This is a genomic window from Paraburkholderia sp. (assembly GCF_026225065.1).
GTDB lineage: Bacteria > Pseudomonadota > Gammaproteobacteria > Burkholderiales > Burkholderiaceae > Paraburkholderia.
Genome location: NZ_JAMFSB010000156.1, coordinates 1 through 12,802 on the forward strand (window position 1 = coordinate 1; position 12,802 = coordinate 12,802).

A 12,802-nucleotide genomic window follows, 5' to 3' on the forward strand; every position below is an offset into this window, starting at 1 on the left:
AGTACTGCACATGCCGCCCGATCTGACGGCGGGCATGGTGCTGGTAGGCAGCGTCGCGAGCGGCACGGCGTCGAACGTGATGATCTATCTGGCGCGCGGCGACGTGGCGTTATCGGTCACGATCAGCGCGCTGTCGACGCTGGTCGGCGTGTTCGCGACGCCGTTGCTCACGCGCCTTTATGTCGACGCATCGATCGCCGTCGATGTGCGCGGCATGCTGACGAGCATCCTGGAGATCGTGGCGTTGCCGATCGTGGTGGGCCTCGTCATCAATCATCTGTTCGGCAAGCTGGTGCGCAAGGTCGAACCGGTTCTGCCGCTCGTATCGATGATCGCCATCCTGTTGATCATCTCGGCGGTGGTAGGCGGTACGCAGAAAAGTATCGCGTCGGTTGGCCTGGTGGTGATGCTCGGCGTGGTGCTGCATAACGGCATCGGTCTGCTCAGCGGTTACTGGGGCGGCCGGCTGCTCGGTTTCGACGAAGCCGTGTGCCGCACGCTCGCGATCGAAGTCGGCATGCAGAATTCCGGGCTCGCCGCGACGCTCGGCAAGTTGTACTTTTCGCCGCTGGCCGCACTGCCCGGCGCCTTGTTCTCGGTATGGCACAACCTCTCGGGATCGCTGCTCGCGGGATACTGGGCAGGCCGCCCCGCCAAAGGTTCCACGCACCCTGACAGCGGATCCGCATTCGAGGCGAAACGCAACTAAGGGTAACGCCGCGCGCTCGTCATGGACGAGCGCGCATTGACACGCGCAGTTATGCTGCGCCGATGTCATCCACGAGTGCCACACACTCGTGCATTGTTAGCATAACGAATCACACCACGGACCCTACATCGCTGCGCCATCCTTACCGCAGCGGAACGACGCCCGCGCTCACGAGCGCCAGGCGCATGTGCGCTCTCACATACTTGTCCGATCAATTCCCCTTAGAATGCTTTCCTCGACAGAGCACAGATGCATCGGGTGTACGCCCTGAATGTTGCACTTCAGGGGGCGCGAACCGAATCCAGCGGAGGAATAACGTGCCGGCGTACGACAGCAACAACAACATCGCGTCGCAATATCGTCAACGCCCTTTGGGGACGACGCCGTTCGTCAGCACTGCAGCGCGAATAGCCACGCGTATCGGCAAGCATCGCTTGCTAGTGTGCGCCGCCGCGGCACTTTTGACCGCCTGCGCAAGCCGGCCGCCCGCGACCGCATTCGACCGTCCCGTCACGCACGCACTGCCGACTGCCACGACGACGCCGTTGAGCACCGCCCTCGCCCCCATCGAAAGCGCGCATGCTGACGAGTCCGGCTTTCGCGTGCTGTCGAACGGCACCGAGGCACTGCAGATGCGTATAGCGCTCGCCCGCGCGGCGACGAAGACGCTCGATATGCAGTACTACATCGCCAATGAAGACACCACTGGCAAGCTACTCCTTGGCGCCGCGCTCTATGCCGCCGATCACGGCGTGCGCGTCCGCATGCTCGTCGACGACCTGAATTTCAAGGACATCGACGACGTGATGGCGGGCCTCAACTCGCACCCCAACATCGAGGTCCGCGTCTTCAATCCCTTTGGCAGCAGTCATCGCAGCGTGTTCGAGCGCACCACCAATCTGCTCACGAAGATCGACCAGTTCACGCGCCGCATGCACAACAAGGCGATGATCGCGGACAACCAGTTGGCGATCGTCGGCGGACGCAATCTCGGCGACGAATATTTCAGCGCAAGCACCACGCTGCAGTTCCGCGATCTCGACGTGCTCGCGGCCGGCCCGATCACCGCCGACGTGTCGGCCAGCTTCGACGAGTACTGGAACAGCTCCGGCGCTTATCCGCTGAAGGCGCTGAATCACCAGAACTTCTCACCGCAAGAACTTGACGCGACACGCGATGCGTTGCGCGCGCACTGGCGCACCAACGCCGATCCATACAACGCGAAGCCGCTGAATGCGACACCGCTGGCGACGCAGATCGCCGGGGACCAACTCGACCTCACTTGGGCGCCGGCGGAATTCAAGGCCGATACGCCGGGCAAGATCGATCAGCCATCGCCCGATTACGTCAGTCCGCCCATGCAGCGTCTCGCCGAGCTGATGAAGGAGGCGCAGAAGGAGTTTCTGGTGGTGTCGCCCTACTTCGTGCCGCACGAAGCCGGGGTGAACGCGCTCGCGCAGCTCACGCAACGTGGGATACGGGTCGCGGTCCTGACCAACTCGCTCGCCGCCACCGATGCCGTCGCCGTGCAGGCAGGCTACAGCCCCTACCGCGTGCCGCTGCTGCAACACGGCGTCGAACTGTACGAGTTCAAACCGGACCAGCAAAGCACGGGGATGTCGGTGGCAGGTTCGCGTTCGCGCGCCAGCCTGCATGCGAAAACCTACGTGCTCGATCGCCAGATTCTCGTGATCGGCTCGATGAACCTCGATCCGCGCTCGGCGAATCTGAACACCGAACTGGCACTCTTCATCCACAGTCCGGTACTGGCGGGCCAGGTCGCCACGCTGTTCGACCGCGCGAGCGCACCGACGGTGAGCTACCGGGTCACGCTCGCTTCGAAGGCAGAACTTGCCGGACTGAGCTACATTGGTTCGCCGCAAACGCAACTCGAATGGACTGACGAGGAGAACGGCCAGCGGCACACCTATACCTCGGACCCGCAAGCGGGTTTGTACCGGAATGTGATGACGGGTCTATTCTTGTTATTGCCAGTCCAGGGCCAGCTTTGATGCACGCCTTGCGGCGCCAGCGCGCAGGGTATCCGAACCATGCAGTTATCCAGCTAATTGTGCTTTTCAGTTAAAGCGGAGTTGAACCATGACCGAAGACGTACGAATGGAGCGCGACACGTTCGGCGAGATTGCCGTGCCGAACGCCCAGCTATGGGGCGCGCAAACCCAGCGCTCGCTGCAGAATTTCAAAATTTCCACGGAGAAGCAGTCGCCCGAACTGATCACGGCTCTGGCCATCATCAAGCGCGCGGCGGCCGAGGTCAATCTGGGCCTCGGCGTGCTCGACGAAAGCAAAGCGAAGGCCATCATGCAGGCGGCCGACGAGATCATCGAAGGCAAGCATCCCCACGAATTTCCGCTAGCAGTCTGGCAGACCGGCTCCGGCACGCAGACCAACATGAACCTCAACGAGGTGATCGCCAACCGCGCGAGCGAACTGCTGGGCGGCGAGCGTGGTGAAGCGCGCAAGGTGCACCCGAACGACGACGTGAACCGCGGCCAGTCGTCCAACGACGTGTTTCCGACGGCCATGCATGTGGCGGCGGCGGTCGGCATCGTCAAGCACCTGGTGCCCGCGCTGAAGACGCTGCGCGCGACGCTCGACAGCAAGGCGAAAGCATTCGCCGGGATCGTCAAGATCGGCCGTACGCACTTGCAGGATGCGACTCCGCTCACGTTGGGTCAGGAATTCTCGGGTTACGTCGCACAGCTCGATCACGGCATTCGCCATGTCGAATCGGCGCTGCCGCATCTCTACGAACTCGCGCAAGGCGGCACCGCGGTCGGCACCGGCCTGAACGCGCACCCGCAGTTCGCGGACAAGGTTGCGGCAGCAATCGGCAAGCTCACCGGCGTGCCCTTTGTGTCGGCACCCAACAAGTTCGAGGTGATGGCCGCCGCCGACGCGCTGGTGTTCGCGCACGGTGCGCTCAAGACCGTCGCAGCCAGCCTGATGAAGATCGCCAACGACGTGCGCTGGCTCGCGAGCGGTCCGCGTTGCGGCCTGGGCGAGCTGTCGATTCCGGAGAACGAACCGGGCAGCTCGATCATGCCGGGCAAGGTCAATCCGACCCAGTCCGAAGCGATGACCATGCTGTGCTGCCAGGTGTTCGGCAACGACGTCGCGGTGAATATGGGCGGCGCGAGCGGCAACTTCGAGTTGAATGTGTTCCGTCCGATGATTGCGCACAACGTGCTGCAGTCGATCCGCCTGCTCGCCGACGGCGCGCACAGCTTCAACGACAACTGCGCGGTCGGCATCGAGCCGAATCGCGAACGCATCGACACGTTGCTCAACGAATCGCTGATGCTGGTGACGGCGCTCAATCCGCACATCGGCTACGACAAGGCGGCCAAGATCGCGAAGAAGGCGCACAAGGAAGGCACCACGCTCAAGGCGTCCGCGCTGGCGCTGGGGTTTGTCACCGAGCAGCAATTCGACGAGTGGGTAAAACCGAACGATATGGTCGGCAATACGCCGGGCTAAGGTGATGAGGCCGGGCCGCGGTCAGGCATGACTGAAACCGGGTTTCGTCTCTTTCGTCTCGAACGAGACCCGGCGTGGGCATCCACGACACGGATGCAAAAAAGCGCCGCGCCGGTTCCACAGACCGGCGCGGCGCTTTGTCCGTGGACCGCTTAAATCTTGCCCTTCGCCACTTCGTCCGGCTTGAGCTCGACGATCGCGTCGAGCGCCTCTTTCACGTCCAGCGCGTACTTGGCCAGACGCTTCTGCTCCTCGTTCTCCGCCAGATAGGCCGGCACCGGAACCGGGTGACCGTTCTCGTTGACCGCCACCATCACGACCAGACAATCCGTGGTCTGCATCAGTTCGCCGCCCTTCGGATCCCCCGCCTGCACCGAGACGTGGATGTGCATGCTGGTGCGTCCCGTGTGGACCACGCGCGCGCGCAGTTCGACCAGATTGCCGACGAGGATCGGCCGGCGGAAGCGGATATTACCGACGCTGACAGTCACGCAATAGCGTCCGGACCAGACTGCGGCGCACGCATAGGCGGTTTCGTCGATCCATTTCATCAGCGCGCCGCCGTGCACCTTGCCGCCGAAGTTGACCGAGGTGGGCTCGGCGAGAAAGCGGAAGGTGGTTTCCGAACGGTCCAGCGGCGCAGCGGCAGGGGTGCTCATCTTGACTCCAGGCAATCGAATGTTTCTGAAGGAGCCGATTATACGAGCGCAATTTTGACTGTGTGACGCGGCGAGGGTCGGTAACTATGTTTTGCCACAGACAAAAGGGTCCGCATGTGAGGTGCGGCGCAGCATTTCCCTGATTGATCGTTACATGAGGATGTCAGCGGACGCCACAATGTCGAGTCGATTTCCGCCAAAATGGCGGCCTACGCCGACACGATGTTTCATTTGTGATAAGAAATTCCTTCATCGATCGTGCCGTACATATCGATGCTGCCGGAACCCGCGCCCGACGACGCCGCGCCGCCCTGCGCACAGGCGGCGCACACAAGCACGGTAACGGCGATGGCAAGCAGGAGCTTCATGACGGCGCTTTTTCTCGAAGTCAGGGTTTGATTCTAGCTTGGCCCGGCGCGGCCACGCACAAACGCCCCGCAGGCTGGCGACCGCAAACTGCATTCGACGCTTCACGACAGGCCGAAACATCGAATGCAGCCTCCCGCTATAGTAAAGACGTTGGCGAACGCTCGCCTGCGCCGCATCGGGAGATCCACATGACTGCCCAGCTTTCCGACGAACAGAATCACTTTCCTGGCCTCAGCCGGATCGGCGCGCTGCTTGCCGATCCCGGCCGAGCCGCCATGCTGTGGGCGCTGATGGACGGCAGCGCTCGCCCGGCCGGCGAACTGACGATGGTGGCGGGTCTCTCGCCGTCGGCCGCCAGTGCCCATCTTGCCCGCCTCACTGAAGGCGGCCTGCTGACCGTCGAGGTACGCGGCCGGCATCGCTACTTCCGGATTGCCTCGCCCGACATCGCCGCCTCCATCGAAGCGCTTGCCAACGTCGCGCAGGTGAGCGCGCCGCTGCGCATGACACCGCGCCCGGCTCGCACCGTACCCGTCGACATGCGTTACGCGCGCACCTGCTACGACCACATGGCGGGCGAGCTCTCCGTGCAGCTGTTCGAGCGGATGCTGAGCCACGATCTGCTGACCCTGCACGGCAATACGCTCGACGCCACCACCAAGGGTGCCGCCCAACTCGCCCGCTGGGGTATCGACGTCACCGGTCAGCGCAGCCGCCGGCGACGTTTCGCCTGCACCTGCCCGGACTGGAGCGAGCGGCGCCCGCATCTGGGCGGCGCACTCGGCGCGGCCTTACTCGACACATGGTCGACCCACGGCTGGGTGGAGCGCACCGAGCGGCCGCGCATCCTGCGGATCACGCCAGCTGGCCATCAGCATTTCAACGAGTTCCTGACGAACTGATCCTGGCGAACTGAGCGCGGTCTGTCCAAACGCGAGCGGGCGATACGTCCGTTTCCGGCACAGACCGCACGAGCAGGATTTTTTGTTACACGGCAGGTAAGGAGGCTTACAAATGCGGACGCCTTGAAACATGCCACAACGCTACAGTTCTTTCACGGATGCAACCACCGAGTGTCCGTTAGAGAGACAACATGAAAACGATCAGCACCCAACAACGTACAACGCACCGCGCCACCGTTTATACCCGCGGTTATACGCTGATAGCAGCGGCAGTCTTCACGCTCGCAGCCCAGACCGCCCTTGCGCAGCAAGCCCCTCCTCCGGAAAACGCGCCCGGCGCGACCCAGAGCACCGGCAATACCGATCCCCCGGGCCGCGTGGCCCGCCTGAACTACACCTCCGGCGCCGTGACGACCGAGCCCGCCGGCGCCACCGACTGGTCCTACGCGCAGATCAACCGCCCGCTCACGACCGGCGACCAGCTCTGGGATGACCAGAACGCACGCGCGGAAATGCACATCGGCTCGACCGCGGTGCGGCTCGGCGATTCGACCAGCCTCGACATCCTCAATCTCGACGACTCCAACGCGCAGCTGAAAGTCGCGCAGGGCACGCTGTCGACCCGCGTGCGCGAACTGGCGCCCGGCTCGACGTATGAGATCGATACGCCGAATCTCGCGCTAGGCATCACCGCTCCGGGCGACTACCGTGTGGACGTTGCGCCCGACGGCAGCAGCACGACCGTCACCGTGCGCGGTGGCAGCGCCACCGTGTATGGCGACAACGGCCAGGTGCAGATCGCCGCCGGCCAGCAGATCCGCTTTGCCGGCACCGCGCTGCAGCAGGTGGCGGACGGCGGCGCACCGGGCCTCGACGGCTTCGATCAGTGGGCCGCCAGCCGCGATGCCGGAGAAGACCGCTCGGTGTCGGCCCGCTACGTCTCGCGCGATGTGCCCGGCTATGAGGATCTCGATGCCAATGGCACATGGCGCAGCAGCCCTCAGTACGGCGAGGTATGGACGCCGAGCGCGGTGCCGGCGGGCTGGGCGCCTTATCACGATGGCCACTGGGTCTGGCAGGCCCCGTGGGGCTGGACCTGGGTCGACGACGCGCCGTGGGGCTTCGCGCCGTACCACTACGGTCGCTGGGCCTACGTCGACGACTCATGGGGGTGGGTGCCCGGTCCGGTCGTCGTCGACGCGCCGCCGGTTTATGCGCCGGCGCTGGTCGCCTTCGTCGGCGGCGGCGGGGGCGGTGGCTCGTTCGACTGGGGCGTGAGTCTGGCCGTCGGCGGCGTGGCCGCGGCGGGCGTCGCCTGGTTCCCGCTGGGCCCGGGTGAAGCGTGGCATCCGCGTGGGGGTGGCTGGAGTCCCGGCTACTACAACCGCGTGAACAACTACAACCACGTGAACGTCACGAATATCAATAACGTGACGAACATCAATAACGTTCATAACACCTACATCAACTACCGTGCGCCGGGCGGCGTCACGGCCGTGCCGGCGACCGCGTTCGTGCATGGTCAGCCGACTGGCCGGTTCGCGCAAAAGGTCGATCCGGCGCAATGGCGCAACGCGCAGATCAACCCGGGCAGCCCGGGCATTGCGCCGGTACGTCAGAGCTTCGGCTCCGGCCTGCGCAATGCCAACTACCGGCCGCCCGCGGCTGTGACGGCACGCTCGGTGGTGGCCACACGCAGCCCGGCCGTGCCGGCCGCGTATCACGACACGCTCGCGCAACGTTTCGCGCAAGGCGGCGGCCAGGTGCCGGGAGCCGGCGCGCCGGTCGTGCGCACTTCGGTGCCGGCGCACTTTGCTGGCGCGCAGGCACACGGTGCGCCCGCTGCGGCGGCCATGCAGAACGTCAGGGTCGTGCAGGCGAATTCGCCGCGGATGGCCGCGGGTGCTGCGCCGCGACCGGGTGAACCCGCAGCGAACGGCGTACGTCCGTTTGCCGGCGGTCCGAATCCGGCGAACGGTGGACAAGCGCCGCACGGTGCGCCCGAGCAGGCTCGGGCCGGCGCTCCGGGTACGCCGGGTGCGCCAGGCGCTCCTGGTCAGATGGCCAATGAACGTCCGCAGCCGAACAACGGCGTGCCGCGTCCGCCGCAGGCTGCCGGTGCCAATCCGAACGGCTTCGGGCAGCACGGCGCAGGCGGTCCGGTAGCGGCTCAGCAGGCCGCCGCCGAGGGTCGTCACGAACCCGCGTGGACCCAGCCGCATACGCCGATGGCGCAGCAGGCACAACAGGCGCAGGTGCACGGCGCGCCGCAGCAGGAGGCCGGTCGTCAGCCGTTCGCGCCGCAAGGCGAAGCGCAGAACCGGCAGCAACCGGGCGCCGTCGCCGCGCAGCAAGGCGAGCAGCAGCGCGGTGTGCCGCATCCGGCCGAAAATCCGGCGACGGCTGCTCGCACGCCTGAACAGGCCGAACGGGAACCGCGCGCACCGGCGGTCGGTGCGCAAGCCCAGCCGCAACAGCAAGCGCGCGCCGCAGAGAATCATACGCAGGAACCTCAGCAGGCACGCGCCGCGGAATTTCACCCGCCGGTGGCTCAACAGGCTCCGCGCGAGGAACCTCGCCCGCAGCCGCAAGCGCAAGCGCAGCCACGTCAGGAATATCACCCGCAACAGGCACAGCAGGCGCCGCGTGAAGAGCCACGTCCGCAGCCGCAGGCGCAACCTCGTCAGGAATATCATCCGCAGCAGGCCCAGCAGGCGCCGCGTCAGGAACCGCGTCCACAACCAGCACCGCGCCAGGAACCCCGCCCGCAGCAGGCGCAGCAGCCGCGGCCTGAACCGCGTCCGGCGCAGCAGGCTCAGCGGCCTCAACCGCATCCCGAGCAGCATTCGAACAGCGGCGGCCACGAGGAGCATCGCAAGGGCTAACAAGACGAAAGAACTGAACCGGACTAGCGGAATTAATCGGACACTCGGCAGTAAACGGACTAACGCCATTCACCGCCTTTAACCCCGCAGTCCCGCCGCCGCAAAACAAAAAGCCCACGCAGGATTATTTCTGCGTGGGCTTTTTATAACCGCGGCACGCCGCGAAAGCAGTGCGCAGTGAGAATCAAACTGCCATTGGCGCGGTCAACGGCTCGTGATGGCGATAACCAACCAGCGAGAAATCCGCCGGCTCGATCTTCTCGAGCCACTCGGGCTCATACACGCCGGTTTTCGCATAGTCCGGCACACGCTCGTCAATCGCCAGTTGCGGGCTCTCATACGGTTCACGTGTGAGTTGCCGTTGCAGCATATCGAGCTGGTTTTCGTAGATATGCGCGTCGCCGATGAAGTAGGTGAACCAGCGCGGCGTATAGCCCGTCAGCCGTCCCACCAGATGCAGCAGCGCTGCGCCCTCGGTCAGATTGAACGGCGTGCCGAGACCTACATCGTTGCTGCGGATGTACAGGCACAGCGAGATTTCGCGGCGCGCCGCGTTGGGCAGGAACTGATATAGCAGATGGCACGCCGGCAGCGCGATTTCTTCGAGCACGGCGGGGTTCCAGCCGTGAAACAGGATGCGCCGGTCGGCCGGGTTCTCCATGATCGTGTCGACGCACTGCCGTAACTGGTCGATCGCCTTGTACAGCAGCATTTTGCGGCCGCCGTCTTCCTCGAACTCGGTGACGACCCGATAGCCGCGCCCGGTCGCATCCGCGATCCGTTCGCTCGCCGACGCATCCAGCACCTTGTACGCGGGCCATTTGCGCCATTGCACGCCATAGACGTCGCCCAGGTCGTCAGGACCCTCACGATACGGATTGGCCAGCCATTGCGGATTCTGATTGGCGTTCGCGTCCCACACCTTGCAGCCGAGATCGCGAAAATCCGCGGCGCTGCGCGACGCGCGCAGGAACCCGACCAGCTCGCCAATCGCCGATTTAAACGCCAGTTTTTTGGTGGTAACGGCGGGGAAACCCTGCTGGAGGTCGAAGCGCAGCATGGCGCCCGGCATGCTGATGGTGCGGATGCCGGTGCGGTTCTCCTGCCACGTGCCGGTGTCGAGAATCGAGCGGACGAGGTCGAGGTATTGTTTCATTCGGGTTCCTTCGGCCCGGCGCTGGACGCCTGGGCGTTTTTACGTCAAAACCCGATTCTAGCAAGCGAAGCCGGCTAACGTCCCACTGAGGTCCCACTGAGGTCGCGTTCAGTCAGATATGCGGCACTGAAACCGGCTCGCCATGCGGCACGATCGGCTCGCCTTCCATATGGCGCATCCCGTGCGCGCACAGCAGACGGTACAGCGTCACCCGCGAGATGCCCAGTTCCTGCGCCGCGTCGCCGAGACGGCCGCGATGACGCAGCAACGCCAGTTCGATAGCCTGACGCTCCGCCGCTTCGCGAGCCTGCGCAAGCGATACCGGCACGATCTCCACATACTCCGCCAGCTCGAGATCGCGGGCAGTGATCGCGCGCCCTTCCGACATCACGATCGCACGCCGCACCCGGTTGATCAGTTCGCGCACGTTGCCCGGCCAGCTGTAGTTGTGCAGCGCTGCGATCGCGTCGGGCGCGAAGCCGCGCAAACGGCGGCTTGCATCCTTTTTGAAGCGGTCCAGCATGTGTCGCGCAAGTAGTTCGATATCCTTACCACGTGCACGCAACGGCGGTTCGTCGATTTGCAGTACGCACAGACGGTGGTAAAGGTCCGAGCGGAAACGCCCTTCGATCATCGCTGCGTTCATATCGACGTGGGTGGCCGAGATGATGCGCACATCGACGTCGATCGCGCCGTGGCCGCCGAGGCGCTCCACCTTGCGCTCCTGCAGGAAGCGCAGCAGGCTCGCCTGGCTCTCAAGCGGCAGATCGCCGATTTCATCGAGAAACAGGGTGCCCCCATTCGCCGCTTCGACCCGGCCGATCTTGCGTTGATTAGCCCCCGTAAACGCGCCGCGCTCATAGCCAAACAGTTCGGACTGCAGCAGATGCGGCGGAATTGCGCCGCAGTTGATCGGCACAAACGGCGCGCTACGGCGCGAGGAGCGCTCGTGGATCGCCACTGCCGTCAGTTCCTTGCCGGTGCCGGATTCGCCCGAGATAAACACCGGGGCATCGGTCATCGCAACCTTGCGGATGGAGCGGAACAGCGCGAGCATGGCGTCGCATGAGCCGACCATTTCGCCTTCGGTACCGCTCGGCGTGCCGTCGTTTGAAGCGGGTTCCCCAAGCGAGATCATGCCGTACGCGTGGCCCACCGAGTCGACAATCCTGTCGCCCGAATAAGGCACCGTCACGTAATCGAAACAGTAGTCGCGCACCAACCGGCGCAGCGCTGCGTCCTGCAATTGCCCGGGCATGGTCGCGGCGACCCAGCCCACGTTCGGCATCGTCAGGCATGATTCGAACGCAGCAATCTCGTGCTGCTGGAAATGACTCGACAGGTCGAGCAAACCGCCCGCTGCCATTCCGGCGCGAACGGCACGGCGTACGTCGCGCGCCGAACCGACGACTTCGACGTTCCAGCCCCGTTGGTGAAACCTGGTATTCAATTCCGCGCTAGGGTCACGCGAAACGTAAATCAGTTGCCGCGTTGCGGGTTCCATTATTCAGATCCTCTCGTCAACGAACGTTAAGGATGACGGCACGCGCCTGAACTTGTTTCAGACACATTGACTCAGCTCGGGATTCGCACGTAGCAAATACCGAACGGCCATTCCATTCCGTGCGGACAGCTGATCCCCGAAAAGCGGCGTGTGTGATTGAGACGGCCCAGCTTCAGGCTTTTTTTAAATGTGACTCTGTTTTCGAGAGCTTACTATACGCGCGCCGCTTCGAAAACAAATATGCGAATTTAATCGTGCCCTCTGCCGCCCAGCAAGGCTGGACGGGCATTGCACAAGTCTGAACATTTTGAATAAAACGTTTCCAGACTCGATGGCTACGTATCTACCCTGAGCCTTTAGGCATGGGCCTCAAATGCGAATTATCGGTATTTCCTGCCGCCCGTTTCAGGGCTGAAACATTTTTGCCTCCTTTTTGCCTGGCGGCTCTGCACAGCCTGGCCTGCACCCAATTGCATCAACGGATTGCGCCTCATGGCACATGTTTCGCTAAAAGTCTCGCACCAAGGAGACACACCATGCGACTCGCTTTCCGCATCGACCTGCGCCACATCCGTCGGCCCGCAGCAATATGCGCCGCGCTGCTACTTGCAGCGCTGCCCCCAAGCGTCAACGCACAGCAACCCCTCACCGCCAGCTCTCCCGATACTGGGTCCGTCACCCTCGCGAGCGTGATGCCCGCAGCGGTGGCGGCCCCGGATACCCCGGTTGGCGACACAGCGGATGCCGCAACTACCTCAGCAAATACCTCAACCGATCCCTCAGCCAATACCGCGAATACCGCTGCGCCCGTTAGCGATCTCGCAGGCGACCCGCTGAGCATTCCGGTCGCCGCAGCCACGACCAGTGATCTCGCGCTGGACGATCAGGCGTTGTCGCAGCAACGCGGCGGTTTCGGCGGGATGCTGATGGTGGCCGCGACGCCACAGCAGATGTCCGGCGGCAACGGCGGCAACCACGTGACGCTGTGGGACGAAATCGCCCCGCCGTCGCCGATGCCGATTCCCGTCGATGTGGCCCGCTCGGCCCAAGGCAACGTCACGACCTATCAGCGCAACTAGTTGAGCGACGTGCGTCCGCACCCCGCCAGCAAGGAACC

10 protein-coding genes are annotated in these 12,802 nt (G+C 64.1%); 6 read left to right on the forward strand and 4 right to left on the reverse strand.

Going from position 1 to position 12,802, the window contains the following annotated elements; genetic code table 11:
- From M0954_RS11880 to fumC, 3 genes are all read left to right on the forward strand, one after another.
- Positions 1 to 709 (forward strand): bile acid:sodium symporter family protein (locus M0954_RS11880; RefSeq protein WP_297353377.1); only part of this gene is annotated, 709 nt, incomplete at its 5' end.
- Between the two features lie 434 nt (positions 710 to 1,143).
- Complete coding sequence (locus tag M0954_RS11885; RefSeq protein WP_297353423.1) at positions 1,144 to 2,721, forward strand: phospholipase D family protein; 1,578 nt, start codon at positions 1,144 to 1,146, stop codon at positions 2,719 to 2,721.
- Positions 2,722 to 2,809: 88 nt separating this feature from the next.
- Positions 2,810 to 4,210, forward strand: coding sequence for a class II fumarate hydratase (fumC, locus tag M0954_RS11890; protein WP_297353379.1), 1,401 nt, complete (start codon positions 2,810 to 2,812; stop codon positions 4,208 to 4,210).
- A 152-nt stretch (positions 4,211 to 4,362) separates the two neighbouring features.
- Here fumC and M0954_RS11895 read toward each other — a convergent pair whose 3' ends face one another.
- Positions 4,363 to 4,869, reverse strand: coding sequence for an acyl-CoA thioesterase (locus tag M0954_RS11895; protein ID WP_122153816.1), 507 nt, complete (start codon positions 4,867 to 4,869; stop codon positions 4,363 to 4,365).
- A 227-nt stretch (positions 4,870 to 5,096) separates the two neighbouring features.
- Positions 5,097 to 5,237, reverse strand: coding sequence for a hypothetical protein (locus M0954_RS11900; RefSeq protein ID WP_166660755.1), 141 nt, complete (start codon positions 5,235 to 5,237; stop codon positions 5,097 to 5,099).
- 189 nt (positions 5,238 to 5,426) lie between these two features.
- Here M0954_RS11900 and M0954_RS11905 point away from each other — a divergent pair, with 189 nt between their 5' ends.
- Both M0954_RS11905 and M0954_RS11910 read left to right on the forward strand, forming a co-directional pair.
- A complete protein-coding gene (locus tag M0954_RS11905; protein ID WP_123385695.1) occupies positions 5,427 to 6,140 on the forward strand; it encodes a helix-turn-helix transcriptional regulator in 714 nt (237 codons plus the stop codon).
- 191 nt (positions 6,141 to 6,331) lie between these two features.
- Complete coding sequence (locus tag M0954_RS11910; protein ID WP_297353381.1) at positions 6,332 to 9,025, forward strand: DUF6600 domain-containing protein; 2,694 nt, start codon at positions 6,332 to 6,334, stop codon at positions 9,023 to 9,025.
- A 184-nt stretch (positions 9,026 to 9,209) separates the two neighbouring features.
- On the opposite strand, the gene M0954_RS11915 is transcribed toward M0954_RS11910, so the two are convergent.
- Both M0954_RS11915 and M0954_RS11920 read right to left on the reverse strand, forming a co-directional pair.
- Positions 9,210 to 10,181: a thymidylate synthase gene (locus M0954_RS11915; protein ID WP_297353383.1), complete on the reverse strand. Its 972-nt coding sequence runs from the start codon at positions 10,179 to 10,181 to the stop codon at positions 9,210 to 9,212.
- 112 nt (positions 10,182 to 10,293) lie between these two features.
- A complete protein-coding gene (locus M0954_RS11920; protein ID WP_122153812.1) occupies positions 10,294 to 11,685 on the reverse strand; it encodes a sigma-54 dependent transcriptional regulator in 1,392 nt (463 codons plus the stop codon).
- Between the two features lie 536 nt (positions 11,686 to 12,221).
- Here M0954_RS11920 and M0954_RS11925 point away from each other — a divergent pair.
- Positions 12,222 to 12,764, forward strand: a complete 543-nt coding sequence (locus M0954_RS11925; RefSeq protein WP_297353384.1) for a hypothetical protein — start codon at positions 12,222 to 12,224, stop codon at positions 12,762 to 12,764.
- Positions 12,765 to 12,802 lie beyond the last annotated feature (38 nt).